This window comes from Photobacterium lipolyticum (genome assembly GCF_003026475.1).
GTDB classification, from domain to species: domain Bacteria; phylum Pseudomonadota; class Gammaproteobacteria; order Enterobacterales; family Vibrionaceae; genus Photobacterium; species Photobacterium lipolyticum.
In genome coordinates this window covers 61,326-77,877 of record NZ_PYMC01000011.1, presented here as the reverse complement: position 1 = coordinate 77,877, position 16,552 = coordinate 61,326, and the positions used below count along the sequence as shown (strand labels likewise).

Sequence of the window (16,552 nt, the reverse complement as noted above, 5' to 3'; positions counted from 1 at the left end):
TTGCATCCAACAGACATAAAGTGGTCGGTGAAGAGGGATTCGAACCCCCGACCCTCTGGTCCCAAACCAGATGCGCTACCAAACTGCGCTATTCACCGACATCAGTAACGAGATACTAGGTTCTAGGTTCTAGGTTCTAGGTTCTAGGTTCTAGGTTCTAGGTTCTAGGTACTCGACACTAGATTCTAGATACTCGACACTAGATTCTAGATACTCGACACTAGATTCTAGATACTCGACACTAGATTCTAGATTCTCGACACTTCTTGTATGTTTCAAATATTACCAGATTGTTCTGCCCGACTTACATCCAACAGACATAAAGTGGTCGGTGAAGAGGGATTCGAACCCCCGACCCTCTGGTCCCAAACCAGATGCGCTACCAAACTGCGCTATTCACCGAATTTTTGTGGCTTTTGGTGCCCTTGCCGAGGGTCGCCCTCTGGTCCGCTATTCCCAAAAATCAGGATGCCCTACCAAACTGCGCTATTCACCGATCAGTTTCGAGATGTATGCAGAGAGTTGTTTCCTCTAAGCTCGTCACTCGATCCTCGACTCAGTATCTGTCGAGGCCGCCTATATTACTCAGCAATTTATTTTAAGCAAGTTTTACAATGCATTTTTTACCGTTCAGGAATCAGTTGCTCATCAAACAATCAAAGTAGATAAAACACCGTTACTTAAGTGATCTCAAACGCATCATTTGGAACGATAATTAAACAACCAGTAAACCATTGATCCAGATCATCATAACAATTTCATTTCACTGGTTATCTTGTAACTACTATTCCACGACTTAAGGGCAGAGCATGGATTTTTGGCTAGATCTCCTATTTGGTAATGCCATAGGACTCTCTTCAATAATCGTCATCCTTGGGGCGTTGGGATTAATGATATTTTTCGGTGGTTACTTTATCTACAAAGTACTATCAGCACCCTCTCCTCACTAGAGCCATTTAGCAAAGTAATTTGCTTGCCAGGGTCAAACTGTCGGTATTGACCCTGGATTTCTTTTTCTTTATGCCTTGGTATAATAACAATATCGTCCCCCCAAATTCCGAACCATGTCAGATAACGATAAATCCGATCTCTTCCGAGAGATGATGGCCGATGTATCGCCGCTCAAACAAGACCAAGTCGAAACGCATCATAAATACCAGGTAACCGAAGCACACATAGCCAGACAAATTGCAGCACAATCACTTACCGATAGCGATCCAGAGTACCTGTCACTTGATTACGCTAATATGCTAAAACCTGAAGACATGGTTGAATTCAAACGCGACGGTGTACAGGAAGGTGTCTTCAGGAAGCTACGTCTTGGTAAATACGAGATTCAGGCTCGTTTAGATCTGCATCGTAAAACCTTACAGCAAGCCCGGGATGAAATACTGCAATTTTTAAAGCAATGCCAGCGTATGGATGTGCGTACGGTGATGATTGTGCATGGCAAAGGTGAACGTTCTAATCCACCCGCGATGATGAAAAGTTATGTCACCACTTGGTTAGAACAGATTTCAGATGTCATGTGCTTCCATTCTGCCCAGCGACAACACGGTGGGACTGGAGCCACTTACGCCATGCTCAAAAAAAGTGCGGAACGAAAACTGGAAAATCGCGAACGTCATCAAAAACGCCAGCGCTAGTCTCTAGTACTCTTTCACATAAATTATGAATAGTTGAAGCAACTAAACAAGTCATCCCGGAATTGAGGAACGAGATATCCGGGATCCAGCTCTAACCGCGTGCTCCTTAGATTCCGTATAAGTTCGTGCCTCACTTTACGGAATGACGAAGTTTGGTGACTGAACTCGTCAAAACTCCTTTGATGAAGTACTAGCCTCTAGCCTAAGCTTGCCATACCACCCTAAAAGCCAATAGTATCAACACAATGCCAGACAAGCGGTCAATCAGTTTCGCTTTGGTTCGTAACGTAGCCAGAACGCTGGGATTGGAGAGGACAATAGCAATAAAGGTGTACCATAAGCCGTCTACTAACAAGGGGGTCGCGACAATAATCGCACGGCTAGAGACTTCTGTCCCCACGGCAACAAACTGACTGAATAGGGCTAAAAAGAACAGTGCCAGTTTAGGATTCAATAACGAAATCATTAAGCCATCACGCGCCGCCTCACTAAGGCTCGTTTTTTCTCCGGCCGACAGTTTCGCCGCAACTCCCTCTTTCGATAGCAATGCATTTAGACCCAGATAGGCTAAGTACGCCGCCCCAGCGTAAGAGATAAACATAAATAGCGTCGGTGACTGCTTTAATACCACCGCGAGCCCCAGCAAGGTCAGTAAGGCATAGCCTCCCACACCTAAAGCATGAGCCCACGACGTGGCAATACCGTGAGTCCTCCCCCCTGCAAGACTGTGCTTGGCTACGACCGCTAAACTGGGTCCCGGAGACATCGCCCCCAATATGCAAATCATTAATAATGAAAGCCAAATACTCAGTGTCATGTCTTACTCCTTCTGCTTGGGCAATACATTAACATACAGACACCCAGCCGCACGACTGTATAGCTATCTGGATAAACGATACTACTGCTAATTTTTTACGTTTTAACTTTTGAAAGCGGTGCAAAACGGCCTTGGGTAAGGCTCAGCAAATCTTTCGGTGCTAACTCAATTTCTAATCCGCGACGTCCGGCACTGACACAAATCGTCTCAAATTGTTGTGCTGATACATCAAGGAAAGTCGGCAAACGCTTCTTCTGCCCCAGTGGGCTGATCCCCCCCACAATATAGCCTGTTGTTTTTTCAGCTATTTTAGGTTCGGCCATATCCGCTTTTTTGCCCCCTGCAGCCTTGGCGGCGGCTTTGAGATCAAGCATGCCTGATACCGGAACAATTGCCACTGCCAGTTTCTTTGCATCACCATTGAGGGCAAACAATAATGTTTTAAACACCAAGTTGGGATTGTGTCCCAGCACTTCTGCGGCCTCTAAGCCGAAGTTAGTATTTTCCGGATCATGTTCATATTGATGAACGGTAAAATTGATCCCCTGTTTTTTGGCAAGCTTAATCGCTGGAGTCATTGTTGTTTTACGCCTTAGATCGTGTGGTATACCAACATTGTTTAACCACTATACCCAAACGACTTCAATATGCGAGATTCTGTCTTATACCCGCGAAAAAAAACGGCCCCCAGATCGCTGGGTGCCGCTTCCAATCAACGCATAAGCCGATTATTTGTAAACAATCTCACCTTTTGGTGCATAGGCATTTACATCAATTGGGCTGTGTACCTGAAGAAACTCTTTCAGTACTTCAGCATCAACAAAACCTGTATTTACGTGACCCGGGTGGTCAGCAACCTTCGGATAGCCATCACCACCGGCTGCGTTGAAACTCGGAATCGTGAAGCGGTATGTCGCTTTTGGATCCAGTGTTTTGCCGCCAATTTTCACATCATGAACAGCACCATTTTCAACAACCATTGAAATACCGTAGAACTGAGCGTAAGCACCAGAATCAACTGGCTTAGTTGCGACTACATTCAGATAATCGGTTACTTCAGCACCCGTCATATCAGTGTAAGTCACGATGTTTCCGAATGGCTGTACCGTCAATACATCTTTATAGGTAATATTGCCATCGGCGATAGAATCACGAACACCGCCAGAGTTCATTACCGCAAAGTCAGCTTTAGCGCGCTGCATATGTGAGGCTGCAATCAGACGGCCCAGATTAGTCTGCTGGAAACGAACCACATTACGATCACCTTCCAGCTTACCATTGGACTGGGCAATCTTAATATTCAACTGCTTCTGACCTTTCTCCTGGTAAGGTGTCAGGAAGGACAAGACTTCTTCATTCTGAGAGATTTCATCCTCAATGAATACGCGCTTCTTGGAGCCGTCAGCCATCTTCACTTTTTTCTTCAGGTTAACCGGGATCAGATCATAGCTAACCATCTGAAGTTCACCGTTCTGGAACTCAAAATCCGCACGGCCCACGTATTTGCCCCACTCATGCGCCTGAACAATCCAGGTACCATTTTGCTGATCGGGCTGACATGCATCACCTGGATTGAAGCTCTTGTTGGACATGTTAGGACCTTCCATACAGACAGGCTCTTGCGAGTGGCCGCCGACAATCATGTCCAAATCGCCTTCAGTGACGTAGCGCGCTAACGCAACATCGCCCGGCGCATTGACCCCACGGTTGCCATTTTCGTAATGGCCCATGTGTGTTGCTGCGATGATAACATCCGGATTTTCTGTCTCTTTCAGTTCAGCGATGATCTTTTTCGCTTCTTCTTTTGGATCACGGAAATCAATACCACCGATAAATTCCGGGTTACCAATTTTCGCAGTATCTTCCGTTGTTAAACCGATAACGGCGATTTTAATACCTTGCTGCTCGAAGATCTGATACGGCTGGAACAAGCGCTTACCGGTTGTCTTATCGTAAATATTGGCCGAAAGCATCGGGAACTCGGCCCACGCTTCCTGCTTGCGCAGTACTTCCAGCGGATTGTCAAATTCATGGTTACCTAATGCCATTGCATCGTAACCCAGCATGTTCATACCTTTAAAATCAGGTTCCGCATCTTGCAGATCTGATTCAGGAACGCCGGTGTTAATATCACCACCAGAAAGAAGCAACGATGTACCACCTTCAGCCGCCACCTCTGTGCGAATTTGTTCTAACAGCGTTTTACGTGCTGCCATCCCGTATTCACCGTTTTTATTTTGCCAGAAACGGCCATGGTGATCGTTGGTATGAATGATCGTTATTTTATACGTCTTATCCGCATCCCATGCTGGAGAGGCGTTCTCAGCTTGACTCGCACAACCAGAAAGCGCGGCAAGTAAAGCTGCGCTTAATGCTGCTTTGGTAAATAGGTGTTGCTTCATGTTTTCACCTTAATCATGTATTTTTTATTTATTTTTTATACCCAAGGTATACACCACTGCCTGCATTCGTTGCAGTTAAGTCTGACCTATGAAATGCAGATACAAACAGGCCTCAGTTTAAGTTAATTAAATGCGGGTTGCGGGTTCATTTCATCAATCTGTTGATCAGATCACTTTACTGAAAATCCAATTACGCCAAACATCAATTACAAGCACAAAAAAGCTCCGTAAGTACGGAGCTTTTGATGATATTATTAGTTATCTTGAATATCAATCAAGCAGTTACATTGATATAGACCGACATTAAGCGCAAACCAATTTACGGCTCGGATGTTTCAATAGCACAGCGACCACCGCCGCAATAGCCAGGAAGAAACAATAATAAGAGTGGCTCACGACTTGCAGTGGCGATAAGCCAAATACCGAACCCAACAGTAATGCTTGTGCGCCATACGGCAATACGCCCTGAATGACACAAGAGAAGATATCCAGCAGACTGGCTGCACGGCGCGGTGTGACACCATTTTCTTCTGCCAATTCTCTTGCAACACCACCGGACACGATAATGGCCACCGTATTGTTCGCTGTACAACAGTTCGTCAGGCCAACCAGACCGGCGATACCCAGCTCACTCGCACGTAGATTCTGTTCGTTACTATGATCTTTGCTAAACAGACGGATAATGCGACTGATCATCTGAGTCAGGTAAGCTAAGCCGCCCTGCTGACGCATCAACTCGCTAATACCGCCAATCAGCATCGACAGCAGGAAGATTTCCTGCATATTGCCAAAGCCTGCGTAGATATCTTTCGCATATGATGACAAGGTATAGTCTTCTGCAGACAGCAGCCCCACACCACCTGCCAGCAAAATGCCTAGGCTTAGCACCACAAACACATTCAGGCCAGAAACGGCCAGTACCAGAATAGTGATATAAGGCAATACTTTCAGCCACTCAACATCACCGGCAGCCGGTACTTCTGTTACCGCACTGCTGAAAGCAAAAACGGCAATCGCAAACAGTGCTGCCGGCAGAGCAATCCGGATATTCTCGCGAAACTTATCTCGCATCTGACAACCTTGCGACCGGGTCGAAGCAATCGTGGTATCAGAGATAATAGACAGGTTGTCACCAAACATAGCACCACTGAGTACGACACCGGCCGTCAGCGCAACATCCATCCCTGCAGCCTGCGCAATACCTAACGCGACAGGTGCAACCGCAGCAATGGTTCCCATTGATGTTCCCATCGCTGTCGCTATGAACGCCGAAATCACGAAGATACCCGGTAAGATCATGCTAGCGGGCAACATAGAAAGGCCAAGGTTCACGGTAGCATCAACACCGCCTGTCGCTTTAGCAACGGCTGCAAACGCACCAGCAAGCAGGTAAATCATACACATAGCAATAATATCGCTATGACCGACCCCCTGTAAAAACTGCTCAATCGCTTTATTAAGCTTTTCTTTGCTTAATAACAGCGCGACAAGAACCGCAGGTAAAGCGGCAACAGGTGCCGGTAACTGGTAGAACGCGAAGTCTACCCCTTGCATCGTGAGGTAGCTCCCCACACCGATAAATAAGGCGAGGAAAATGCCCAAAGGCAGCAACGCGAGTGCTGAAGGCTTAATCGTTAATTGTTGTGTTGTGTTCGACATGATGACTACAGGACATCTATTTTAAAATTTGTCCTAGACTAAAACTTCCCTCTATACGTGTCAACATCTAGACGTCTAAACATCCATATGTTTGTACGCCAAAGGAATATGCCGCCGCACTTTGATAAGGACATTTTATTGACACCAGCTATAACATGCGTCAATAAAAAGTCTTTAATTTATATAGCTTAAAGGGGGGTGTCACGTGCCACTTTCGCGTGCAAATCGCTCAAAATCTCTATAGAATTCGCCGCTTAAAAAAGACTTTTTCTATCCCGCCGTCTGAGATCTAAAATGAAATTATCATTAAAGCACAAACTCATTGGTGCCAGCTTATCTGCGGTCGTCGTAATGGCCACAGCACTAACCTGGCTAGCCGCCGATCAACTTTTTGACCAAACCCGCAACAGTATTTACTCGCGAGCCGACAGCCTGGCTGCTGCGGCAACTGAAGGGATTTCAGACTGGATTTCTATCCGTAGCGACATTGCAAGTGCGTTCAACGACTACAGCACTGAAGCAGATCCCGTACCGTTTTTACAACAAGCTCGAAAAGCCGGTGGCTTTGACGACATCTTTCTGGGCACTCCCGCAGGTGGCATGTACCGCTCGCACCCGGAAAGAAACCGCGCCGATTATGATCCCCGTACCCGCCCTTGGTACCGTGACGCTCAAAGCGCCGGCAAACAGATCATCACCACGGCATATCGCGATGCAATCACCAACGCCCTGCTCGTTACCATTGCAGAGCCCGTGATGAAAAACAGCACTATGGTAGGGGTTGTCGGTGCCGACGTACTTATCGATCAGTTAATCAATGATGTGATTAACCTCGATGCTGGTGACAATGCTTATGCAATGCTGATCAATAAGCAAGACGGCACTTTTCTTGCCCATCCGAATCAATCTCTGCTGCTAAAACCAATCAACAGTTATAGCAAAGAGATCAGCATGTCGAGTATCGAAGCCAGCCTGCAAGGCAGCAAAGAGCAGGGGAACCGTATTAATGAAATCACGACCAACGGACAAAAAAAGCTCATTTACTTTGCTAATGTCCCGGGTACCGATTGGCTATTAGGGATAGAAATGGATCGTGCGACTGAAGAAGCCGGCCATACAAGCCTGCTTCGTCAGCTGATCATCACCTCAATCATTATTACTCTGCTTATCGTGGCTGCTGTTAGCTATCTGGTAAGCTTCCTATTCCGTGACTTAAGCCGCGTATCTGAAGCACTAGCCGAAATCGCAACCGGTGAAGGCGATCTGACTCAGCGTCTGGAACCTCGCAATGATGATGAAGTAGGCCAGCTAGCCCACAACTTCAACCGTTTTGTCGGCAATATGCACGGTATGGTCACCCGTCTGAGCGAAGTTTCTGCCTCACTGAACCAGCAGTCACATATTACGGCTTCACAGGCAGAAGAGCGCAGCACCCGTATCCAGCATCAGCAAGATGAAATCAATATGGTGGCAACGGCGATTAATGAAATGGCGGCCGCTACCCAGGAAATCGCCAATAATGCCGATAACACGGCAAGCACATCGGGCGAAACGGTTACCGTTTCTGAACATGGCGCCACTCAGGTAAGTCAGAGCCAGCAATCTATCTCCAGTCTGGCCCGTGAAGTTGAAACGGCAACGGAAGTGATCGGAGAGCTGAATACTCACGCTCAGAGCATTAATACCATTCTGTCGACGATTCAGGGTATTGCCGAGCAGACAAACTTGCTGGCACTGAATGCGGCAATCGAAGCCGCTCGCGCTGGTGAACAGGGCCGAGGTTTCGCCGTGGTAGCTGATGAAGTACGTGTTCTGAGCCAGCGTACTCATGCTTCTACCCAGGAAATTCAGCAGATGATTGAAACTCTGCAGCAGACCACGGGCCGTGCAGTTGGGATCATGGAAGATAGCCGTCACCTGGCTGAAACCAGTGTTGACGACGCGAATGCCGCCTCTGCAAGCTTGTCACAAATCAACAGTGCAGTGACCAATATCAGCGATATGGCAACCCAAATCGCCTCTGCTGCAGAAGAACAATCATCGGTAACCGCAGAGATCACCCGTAATACCGAAGGGGTGCGTGACGTTTCAAACGAATTAGCGATTGAAGCAGATGAAGCCGCACAGCAAGCTGCTGAGTTATCTAACCTGTCGCACGAACTGCAGCAGGAAATTAGCCGCTTTAAGCTTTAGGTTCGAGGTTCGTGAATAAGAACCGTCATAGAGAATCAAAAGGGAGTGCTATTATGGCACTCCCTTTTCTTTGTTATTAGAATAACTTAAACAGGATCGCTGAAACGGCCAACAGCCCCATCACCAGAGTAAAGTATGTGCTGAGCTTGCCACGATAGCGCTTCAACGCACCCACTTTATATACCGCAATCATTGGCATGATAAACAAAATCATCGCAATGACAGGGCCAGAGAAGGCTTCCATCATGCCTAGAATACTCGGGTTCAACACTGCGGCGCCCCAAATACTGAAGAACATAAATACAATACCCAACCAGTCCGCTTTCTTAGCACTTAACAGAGATTGCTTTTTCAGCATGCCGTTTAAACTTTCCCGGGCCCCTAAAAAGTGTCCAAGGAAAGAGGATGAAATCGCAATAAAGGCGATCAATGGGCCGAATGCCACAATAACCTGGCTGTCATGGACATTCGCCAGATACGACAATACCGATACGTTTTGCGCTTTCGCTTCCAGCAGCTGCTCAGGGCTTAAACTCAGTACACACGAGAAAACAAAGAACAGGACAAATGAGATCAGCATTACCGAGGTACGCTTTAATATTTGCTCTGCTTTAGGGGTGGCATATGAGCCATAATGACGACGCTGTGCCCCCGAAAAGCTTGAAATAGCAGCGGCATGGCTGAATGCAAAGATGGTAACAGGTACCGCCAGCCAAAGTGTTGTCGTAAACTGCCCGACATCAAATGCAGCTGATAATTCAGGTAAATGCCAGTTTGGAACCAAATAAAAAGACAGGCCGGCTAGGATCATCGCTAACGGGTAGACAATGATCTCAAACGCTCTCAGCATGACTTTTTCACCCGCCATCATGATGGCAATCATACTAAAGACTAACCCACCAGAAAGCAGTATTCGAGACGGTGAAGCCATACCTAACTGATTAACGATAAAGCTATCAACCGTATTGGTGAGGCCCACGCCATAGATCAGTAAGATAGGAAAAATCGACAGAAAATAGAGAACCGAAATAATACGGCCGGTCGAGGCACCAAAGTGCTCTTCAACCACTTCAGTAAAGTCAGCTTGTGGATGAGACGAAGAAAGAACAAACCGTGCTAATCCACGGTGAGCAAAATAAGTCATTGGACCTGCAAGTATCGCCATCAACACTAACGGCCAGAATCCACCCGCACCAATATTAATTGGTAAAAATAAAATCCCCGCCCCGACGGCTGTACCAAATAAGCTCAGCATCCAGCTGGTATCATGGCTAGTCCAACGAGATAACGACGCTGACTCATTGCTTAAAGGTATATCTTGATATAATGACACGTAACATCCAACTTCTTCGAAATTTATTCGGGGTGAAGTATACCGTTACAAAATTTAATTCTCACAGAGCAGATGTGACAGATTTCACTCCCCCAATAGCCTATAGATAGGTGCATCATCCAACATCTTCCTGATGAATAATTAATATCACCACGAATAGATCAACAGTTAGAGTGATCGTCCGAATTTTTTATCTTGATAATATTTTATATAAGCAACTAGGATCGTTTGAAATAGAAACAACTCAAAAAAAACGGCTAAGCAGAATTCTCTACTTAGCCGTCCAAGTCTTAAGCTGTCATCAACTTATTGAATATCGATGTGCTCAAAGCTTTTAATCAGATCATCGAGCTGTTTGATCTGCGCCAGGAACGGCTCTAGCTTATCTAATGGGAAGGCCGATGGACCATCACAACGAGCTTGATCCGGTGTCGGGTGTGCTTCCATAAACAGACCCGCAATACCTGCAGCAATACCCGAGCGTGCCAGATCAATCGTTTGTTCACGACGGCCACCGGAAGCGGCCCCCAGAGGATCACGGCATTGCAGTGCATGGGTTACGTCAAAGATGATCGGGCTGCCTTTCGAGGCTTTCTTCATCACGTCAAAGCCAAGCATATCGACAACCAAGTTATCGTAGCCGTGCAAGACACCGCGCTCACATAAGATCACATTGTCGTTGCCACACTCAGCAAACTTCTCAACAATGTTACCAACCTGACCCGGGCTCATAAACTGAGGTTTCTTCGCATTGATCACCGCACCGGTTTTAGCCATCGCTTCAACCAGATCAGTCTGGCGTGCCAGGAAAGCTGGTAGCTGGATAACATCAACCACATCAGCGACAGGTTGCGCCTGATGAATTTCGTGGATGTCAGTGATGATCTTCACGCCAAAGGTATCTTTCAGTTCCTGGAAAATTTTCAGGCCTTCATCCATACCCGGACCACGGTATGAATGTACCGATGAGCGATTTGCTTTATCGAAAGAAGCCTTGAAAACGTAAGGAATACCTAATTTATTGGTTACTTCAACGTAATGCTCACAGATCTGCATAGCCAGATCACGAGACTCAAGTACGTTCATACCACCGAACAAGACAAAAGGCTTGTCGTTAGCTACGTCAATGTCACCAATACGAACAATTTTTTGTTCCATCATGTTTATCTTCTCGTTTTAATTAATGCAGGGTAAGAGGCTCTTCATTTAACGCCATAACCTGCAACTTAAGCAATTCAGCCGCCGGATCTTCCGGGCATTGCTCGATGAAATAGGTATAATCCGTCGCTGCGGCATGGCTGCAATCTAACTGCTGATAGATATAACCACGATCGCGGATTTCATGCGGATCGTCCGGACGGATAGATAAGGCTAAGTCACTGCAACGCAAAGCATCGGTATAATGCTCTTCGCGTAATAGTGCGCTTTTCAGCACCGTTAGCCAGCGAGCCAGGATATCTTTGTTATCCGCCGTTGCGAAATGCTCATCTTTGAGTTCCGTAAACGGTCCCCTATAACCGATGAGCCATCCTCGCAAGGTACGTAAACTGATATATTCGCCATCAAAGGGGTTGATAAACTGCTGTTCGCCATCGTACCAGTCGACTTTCAGAATGTACTGGGTCGGAAACCCGACACTGGTGATCGGTAACTCCAGATGACGTGCTAAGTATAGAAAAATCGCACCAAGGCTGACCGGGATCCCTTTCTTGCGCTGCAGCACTTTATCCAGCAACGCATTTTCAGAAGAGAAGTATTGCTGATTATCGCCATGAAATCCCCATTCACGATAAAATAGTCGCAACAGGCCTTCAAGTCTCAGTCTTGGGTTTGGCTCATCCATCAACGCATGTTCTGCTTCCTGAGCGAGCTTCTTCAGCTGAATACGAACCCAACCGATAGGAAAAGCCGGTTCGACAGCGGCAGTGATTTCCATGGCCCCTTCCACCAGCTCCATCTGATCCAACTCGTCATCATTAAACGGCAACATGAATTACCCCAGAAATGACGTTTTTGTCACTGCAATATTTGCAGCCGCCATCACCCAACCTAATGCCCCGAAGAAAGCAAAGGTCTTAAATACCTTGTTCTTACCGTACTTCAGGGTAAAAAAGCCCAGTGCGACATAGGCCAATACGCAGCTTAGTTTCTGGGTAAGCCAGCTACCCGTTTCGGTGAAAGGCATAATACCTGTCATCATAATAAGTCCGATGCCAGACAATAGCATTACGGTATCAACCACATGTGGCGTGACTTTGAGGAATTTTTTCTCCGTCAACTGAGAATTCGCCATCATCAGGCAATAACGGGCAACAAACAGTAATACACTTAATGCGATTGCTGCCTTGTGAAAATCTATCATTACTTCGTACATCTTTCTCTCTCTCTATCCTTGCCAGCAACCCATGGTGACTCGATCGAGCCCGGCATAATCTTGTGCTGTTGAGACCAGGTTATAACCCAGTTCCTGTAAAATGGTGCGTACCGCTTCCCCTTGCTCAAAGCCGTGTTCCATCAGCAACCAGCCTCCTGGTTGCAGATGTTGACGACCTTGCTCGCTGATAATCTGAATATCAGCCAGGCCATTATCGTCAGCAACCAATGCACTCTTCGGCTCAAACCGCACATCGCCCTGAGACAAGTGGGGATCAGCTTCATCAATGTAGGGAGGATTACTGACAATAACCGCAAACTGTGCTGTTTCAGCCAACGGGGTATACCAGCTTCCGGCGAGGAAACGGGCATTGCGAATAGTTAACCGCTCGCTATTTTCCGTTGCCAGGGCAGCCGTTTCAGGGCGAAGATCAATCCCCGTCACCTGAACATCAGCACGCTCTGAAGCTATCGCTAGCGCAATGGCACCGGTACCGGTGCCTAAATCCAATACCGAACAGGGTTGGGCCGGAATTTTATCCAAGGCCAGTTCAACCAGACGCTCGGTATCCGGCCGCGGGATCAGCGTCGACGGCGAGACTTTCAGCGGCAGTGACCAAAATTCACGTTGACCAAGAATGTAAGCCACCGGCTCACCCGTCAGGCGTCGCTTCACTAATGCATCAAATGCCGCGTATTGCTCTTCTTCCAGCATTTTTTCAGGCCAGGTTAGCAAGTAGCTACGGGGTTTATTTAATACATGACACAGCAATACCGCCGCATCTAGCTGCGGGCTATCAGAGCCCGCCTCCGCTAGTTGCAAAGCGGTCTGCTTTATCAGTGCTTCGATGCTGAGTGACATTACTGTTGCTCAGCCATTGCCGCTAGCTGATCGGCCTGGTATTCCTGCAATACCGGTTGGATCAGGCTATCCAAATCACCTTCCATCACTTCATTCAAGCGGTAAAGGGTCAGGGTAATACGGTGATCCGAAACACGGCCTTGCGGGTAGTTGTACGTACGAATACGGTCAGAACGATCGCCCGAACCTAACAGGTTGCGACGGGTACTTGCTTCTGCTGCATGACGTCGTTCTTCTTCCGCTTTGATGATACGTGCGGCCAGTACTGACATCGCTTTCGCTTTGTTCTTGTGCTGTGAACGCTCATCCTGACACTCAACAACAATACCGGTTGGCAAGTGCGTAATACGAATCGCCGAATCAGTGGTGTTAACGTGCTGACCACCCGCGCCTGATGATCTGAAGGTATCGATTTTCAGATCGCCCGAGTTAATTTCAGGAATTTCAGCTTCTGGTACTTCAGGCAAGACCGCAACCGTACAGGCTGAGGTATGCACACGACCCTGAGATTCTGTCGCAGGTACACGCTGAACGCGGTGGCCACCTGATTCAAATTTCAAAATACCGTATGCGCCATCGCCATTGACTTTGGCGATCATTTCTTTATAGCCGCCCTGCTCTGAGCTATTGGCATTCATAACTTCAATACGCCAGCCGCGACTCTCTGCATATCGGCTGTACATGCGGAACAGATCACCGGCAAAGATGCCCGCTTCATCACCACCTGCACCGGCGCGAATTTCAACAAAGCAGTTACGCTCATCGTTCGGGTCTTTGGGGATCAGCAATACCTGCAGTTCATCTTCTAACCGAAGAATGCTGGCTTTGGCTTCTTTGACTTCTTCCTGCGCCATTTCGCGCATTTCAGGATCATCTTCATTGGCCATTTCTTCCGCCGCATCAAGATCCTCTTGAGCTTGCTGATAAGCCTTGAAGCACAACGTGATTTCTTCTAGCTGAGAATACTCTTTAGACAGGGCACGGAACTTATTTTGATCACCGATAATGCCGGGATCGCCAAGTAAATGCTGAACTTCTTCGTAACGCTCAACCAGGGTTTCTAATTTAACTAAAATTGATGAATTCATAGGGTCTTTAAATTAACTTTTAATCGAGTCCAAGCCCAGACTTTCACGAATAACAACCAGTTTTTCCGGTTCACCATTGTGAGCCGCCTGTTGCATCGCACGGGTTGGCGCATGAATGAGTTTATTGGTCAGTTTGTTACTTAACTCGGCCAGTACTTTTTCTGGCGCAACGCCATTGGCAATCGCCTGCAAACTACGGTTAAGCATGTCATTTTTAATTTCGTCGGCATAACATCGGTACTGACGAATACTGTCGACGGCTTCGAGTGAACGCAACCAACTCATAAAGGCGGCGCTTTCCTCGCTCACAATGGCTTCAGCCTGGATCGCGGCGACTTTCCGTTGCTCCTGGTTCTTTTCAACAATACTATGCAGATCATCCACTGAATACAGATAAGCATCATTCAGATCACCGACCTCAGCTTCAATATCCCGCGGTACCGCAATATCAACCAATAACATTGGCTGATGACGGCGGGCCTTAATCGCATTTCCCACCATGCCTTTACCGACAATCGGTAACGGGCTGGCCGTCGAGCTGATCACAATGTCAGCACGGTGCAAATGTTCAGGAATGTCGGGCAGGCCAATCACTTCCGCGCCAAATTCATCGGCCAAACCTGCGGCTCGCTCTTTACTACGGTTCGCTACAATTAACTGATTGCAGCCCTGCTCAACTAAATGGCGGGCAACCAGATCAATGGTTTCCCCCGCTCCAATCAACAGCACAGTCGCTTCAGACAGCGATTCGAAAATTTGCTTCGCAAGTGTGCAGGCCGCAAAAGCCACCGACACCGCATTACCGCCAATATCCGTTTCAGTACGAACACGTTTCGCAACAGTGAACGTTTTTTGGAACAGTTTCTCCAGCATGCCATGAACAGCTTCTAGCTCTCGTGAGTCAGAATAAGCCTGCTTTACCTGGCCTAGGATTTGTGGCTCGCCAAGTACTAAAGAGTCCAGTCCGCACGCAACACGCATCAGATGACGTGCCGCAGCCTGTTCTTCATGAAAATATAAACTTGGCATCAACTCCTCAGCGGAGAGCTGATGAAAATTAGTCAGCCAGTCAATCATGATACCCGGCCCTGGCTGTGTCACATCGCAGTACACTTCCGTACGGTTACAAGTAGATAAAATGATGCCACTTGTCACTTCAGGGTGAGCTTCTAACTGCTGTAACGCTTCAGTCAGTTTATCTGGTGGAAAAGCCACTTTTTCACGCAGATCGACAGAAGCCGTTTTATGGTTAATTCCTAATGCAAGCAGGGTCATGGAGACGGTGTACCAACTTCGCCGATGAAATGATCTAAGGCGGGATTTTACTTGATGCCCCACAGTAATAAAAGGAGCCAGATGTAATCAATATGGCATAGCCACACATTTGTAGGATTTTAAGGGAGATTATTTTGTTCCAATCGTGATTATTTTTATGAAATTACGCTTTTATTTGGCTTATTGGGCAATTAGAGATATTGTTTGCGACAAACCAATCAGCGAATCGTTTGATATGCCCGCAATCTCCTCGTTTCGATTTTTTCAAGGTCGATCTGTTCTGGATCGAAGCTCTCATGTTCGTGCATGGCGCTTCATTGGTATTTCACTTATTCTTTTTCTCATCGTCGGCTGCGCCCAGCAACTACCTCTCGAGACTCAGACCGACTGGCAAAGCCATGAACAAGCCCTTCAGCACCTGAACCACTATAAAGCGACAGGGAAACTTGGCTACAAAGGCCCGGAACAGCGCTTTGGTGCCAACCTGTTATGGCAAACCGCACCTGAGGCTGATCGCCTGTTACTGACTAATTTTTTGGGTAAAACCTTACTCAAGCTCGATACGACACCGACCAGAACAACGTTGATTTCCCATGAAGGCAAACAGTATGACGGTTCGAATGCCTCAGTACTGGTGCGCAATCTAACCGGCATCAACCTGCCCATTGAACAAATGCGTGACTGGTTGATCGGACTGCCGACAGACGCTGATTCCTATCAGCTCAATGGTGAAAATCGCCTCGCCTCTCTGGCCAAACAAATTGACCAACAATTATGGCTGGTGGATTATCAAGAATATGACTATTCCACGACGCCATCGCTTCCCAAACGCATCATTTTAAAACAAGACAAACAACATATTACCCTCGTCATCAATAAGTGGGATTTAACACCGCAATGAGCC

At 47.2% G+C, this 16,552-nt stretch carries 15 protein-coding genes and 2 tRNA genes; 4 read left to right on the top strand and 13 right to left on the bottom strand.

Features of this window, described 5'->3' with window-relative positions; genetic code table 11:
• Window positions 1-21: 21 nt before the first annotated feature.
• Together C9I89_RS15400 and C9I89_RS15395 are read right to left on the bottom strand one after the other, a co-directional pair.
• Window positions 22-98 (bottom strand) — tRNA-Pro (locus C9I89_RS15400).
• A 227-nt stretch (window positions 99-325) separates the two neighbouring features.
• Window positions 326-402, bottom strand: a tRNA-Pro gene (locus tag C9I89_RS15395).
• Window positions 403-809: 407 nt separating this feature from the next.
• Between C9I89_RS15395 and C9I89_RS15390 the strand changes: the two genes are divergently transcribed.
• A complete protein-coding gene (locus C9I89_RS15390; RefSeq protein ID WP_107284209.1) occupies window positions 810-950 on the top strand; it encodes a DUF3149 domain-containing protein in 141 nt (46 codons plus the stop codon).
• A 114-nt stretch (window positions 951-1,064) separates the two neighbouring features.
• Entirely contained in the window at window positions 1,065-1,646 is a 582-nt protein-coding gene (gene smrA, locus C9I89_RS15385) for a DNA endonuclease SmrA (protein ID WP_107284208.1), read from the top strand.
• A 202-nt stretch (window positions 1,647-1,848) separates the two neighbouring features.
• Here smrA and C9I89_RS15380 read toward each other — a convergent pair whose 3' ends face one another.
• The 4 genes from C9I89_RS15380 to C9I89_RS15365 all read right to left on the bottom strand — a co-directional run bounded on the left by C9I89_RS15380 (window position 1,849) and on the right by C9I89_RS15365 (window position 6,524).
• Window positions 1,849-2,463: a LysE family translocator gene (locus C9I89_RS15380; protein ID WP_107284207.1), complete on the bottom strand. Its 615-nt coding sequence runs from the start codon at window positions 2,461-2,463 to the stop codon at window positions 1,849-1,851.
• 95 nt (window positions 2,464-2,558) lie between these two features.
• On the bottom strand, window positions 2,559-3,041 hold the full coding sequence (ybaK, locus tag C9I89_RS15375) for a Cys-tRNA(Pro) deacylase (protein ID WP_107284206.1): 483 nt from the start codon (window positions 3,039-3,041) through the stop codon (window positions 2,559-2,561).
• A 150-nt stretch (window positions 3,042-3,191) separates the two neighbouring features.
• Window positions 3,192-4,865 (bottom strand): bifunctional UDP-sugar hydrolase/5'-nucleotidase UshA, encoded by a 1,674-nt coding sequence (ushA, locus tag C9I89_RS15370; RefSeq protein ID WP_107284205.1) that lies wholly within the window; start codon window positions 4,863-4,865, stop codon window positions 3,192-3,194.
• Window positions 4,866-5,168: 303 nt separating this feature from the next.
• A complete protein-coding gene (locus tag C9I89_RS15365) occupies window positions 5,169-6,524 on the bottom strand; it encodes a Na+/H+ antiporter NhaC family protein (protein WP_107284204.1) in 1,356 nt (451 codons plus the stop codon).
• 294 nt (window positions 6,525-6,818) lie between these two features.
• Between C9I89_RS15365 and C9I89_RS15360 the strand changes: the two genes are divergently transcribed.
• The gene (locus C9I89_RS15360) at window positions 6,819-8,717 is read left to right on the top strand and encodes a methyl-accepting chemotaxis protein (protein WP_107284203.1); all 1,899 of its coding nucleotides are present in this window, start codon (window positions 6,819-6,821) and stop codon (window positions 8,715-8,717) included.
• Between the two features lie 76 nt (window positions 8,718-8,793).
• Here the strand turns inward: C9I89_RS15360 and C9I89_RS15355 are convergent, their stop codons facing one another.
• From C9I89_RS15355 to hemA, 7 genes are all read right to left on the bottom strand, one after another.
• Window positions 8,794-10,050, bottom strand: coding sequence for an aromatic amino acid transport family protein (locus C9I89_RS15355; protein ID WP_107284202.1), 1,257 nt, complete (start codon window positions 10,048-10,050; stop codon window positions 8,794-8,796).
• 306 nt (window positions 10,051-10,356) lie between these two features.
• On the bottom strand, window positions 10,357-11,211 hold the full coding sequence (gene kdsA / locus C9I89_RS15350) for a 3-deoxy-8-phosphooctulonate synthase (RefSeq protein WP_170107712.1): 855 nt from the start codon (window positions 11,209-11,211) through the stop codon (window positions 10,357-10,359).
• Window positions 11,212-11,230: 19 nt separating this feature from the next.
• Window positions 11,231-12,040: a SirB1 family protein gene (locus tag C9I89_RS15345; RefSeq protein ID WP_107284200.1), complete on the bottom strand. Its 810-nt coding sequence runs from the start codon at window positions 12,038-12,040 to the stop codon at window positions 11,231-11,233.
• Between the two features lie 3 nt (window positions 12,041-12,043).
• Window positions 12,044-12,424, bottom strand: coding sequence for a SirB2 family protein (locus C9I89_RS15340; RefSeq protein WP_107284199.1), 381 nt, complete (start codon window positions 12,422-12,424; stop codon window positions 12,044-12,046).
• 12 nt (window positions 12,425-12,436) lie between these two features.
• Complete coding sequence (prmC, locus tag C9I89_RS15335) at window positions 12,437-13,285, bottom strand: peptide chain release factor N(5)-glutamine methyltransferase (protein WP_107284198.1); 849 nt, start codon at window positions 13,283-13,285, stop codon at window positions 12,437-12,439.
• A complete protein-coding gene (gene prfA / locus C9I89_RS15330; protein WP_107284197.1) occupies window positions 13,285-14,373 on the bottom strand; it encodes a peptide chain release factor 1 in 1,089 nt (362 codons plus the stop codon). Before prfA ends, prmC begins: the two co-directional genes overlap by 1 nt.
• A 12-nt stretch (window positions 14,374-14,385) precedes the next feature.
• Entirely contained in the window at window positions 14,386-15,648 is a 1,263-nt protein-coding gene (gene hemA / locus C9I89_RS15325) for a glutamyl-tRNA reductase (RefSeq protein ID WP_107284196.1), read from the bottom strand.
• Between the two features lie 157 nt (window positions 15,649-15,805).
• Between hemA and lolB the strand changes: the two genes are divergently transcribed.
• Complete coding sequence (gene lolB, locus C9I89_RS15320) at window positions 15,806-16,549, top strand: lipoprotein insertase outer membrane protein LolB (RefSeq protein WP_245905501.1); 744 nt, start codon at window positions 15,806-15,808, stop codon at window positions 16,547-16,549.
• Window positions 16,550-16,552: the final 3 nt, after the last annotated feature.

What these genes read in the sequence shown, in the direction of transcription:
- C9I89_RS15390 (WP_107284209.1), top strand. Translation starts at nt 810, where the DNA reads ATGGATTTTTGGCTAGATCTCCTATTTGGTAATGCCATAGGACTCTCT.
- smrA (WP_107284208.1), top strand. Translation starts at nt 1,065, where the DNA reads ATGTCAGATAACGATAAATCCGATCTCTTCCGAGAGATGATGGCCGAT.
- C9I89_RS15380 (WP_107284207.1), bottom strand. Translation starts at nt 2,463, where the DNA reads ATGACACTGAGTATTTGGCTTTCATTATTAATGATTTGCATATTGGGG.
- ybaK (WP_107284206.1), bottom strand. Translation starts at nt 3,041, where the DNA reads ATGACTCCAGCGATTAAGCTTGCCAAAAAACAGGGGATCAATTTTACC.
- ushA (WP_107284205.1), bottom strand. Translation starts at nt 4,865, where the DNA reads ATGAAGCAACACCTATTTACCAAAGCAGCATTAAGCGCAGCTTTACTT.
- C9I89_RS15365 (WP_107284204.1), bottom strand. Translation starts at nt 6,524, where the DNA reads ATGTCGAACACAACACAACAATTAACGATTAAGCCTTCAGCACTCGCG.
- C9I89_RS15360 (WP_107284203.1), top strand. Translation starts at nt 6,819, where the DNA reads ATGAAATTATCATTAAAGCACAAACTCATTGGTGCCAGCTTATCTGCG.
- kdsA (WP_170107712.1), bottom strand. Translation starts at nt 11,211, where the DNA reads ATGATGGAACAAAAAATTGTTCGTATTGGTGACATTGACGTAGCTAAC.
- C9I89_RS15345 (WP_107284200.1), bottom strand. Translation starts at nt 12,040, where the DNA reads ATGTTGCCGTTTAATGATGACGAGTTGGATCAGATGGAGCTGGTGGAA.
- C9I89_RS15340 (WP_107284199.1), bottom strand. Translation starts at nt 12,424, where the DNA reads ATGTACGAAGTAATGATAGATTTTCACAAGGCAGCAATCGCATTAAGT.
- prmC (WP_107284198.1), bottom strand. Translation starts at nt 13,285, where the DNA reads ATGTCACTCAGCATCGAAGCACTGATAAAGCAGACCGCTTTGCAACTA.
- prfA (WP_107284197.1), bottom strand. Translation starts at nt 14,373, where the DNA reads ATGAATTCATCAATTTTAGTTAAATTAGAAACCCTGGTTGAGCGTTAC.
- hemA (WP_107284196.1), bottom strand. Translation starts at nt 15,648, where the DNA reads ATGACCCTGCTTGCATTAGGAATTAACCATAAAACGGCTTCTGTCGAT.
- lolB (WP_245905501.1), top strand. Translation starts at nt 15,806, where the DNA reads ATGAAATTACGCTTTTATTTGGCTTATTGGGCAATTAGAGATATTGTT.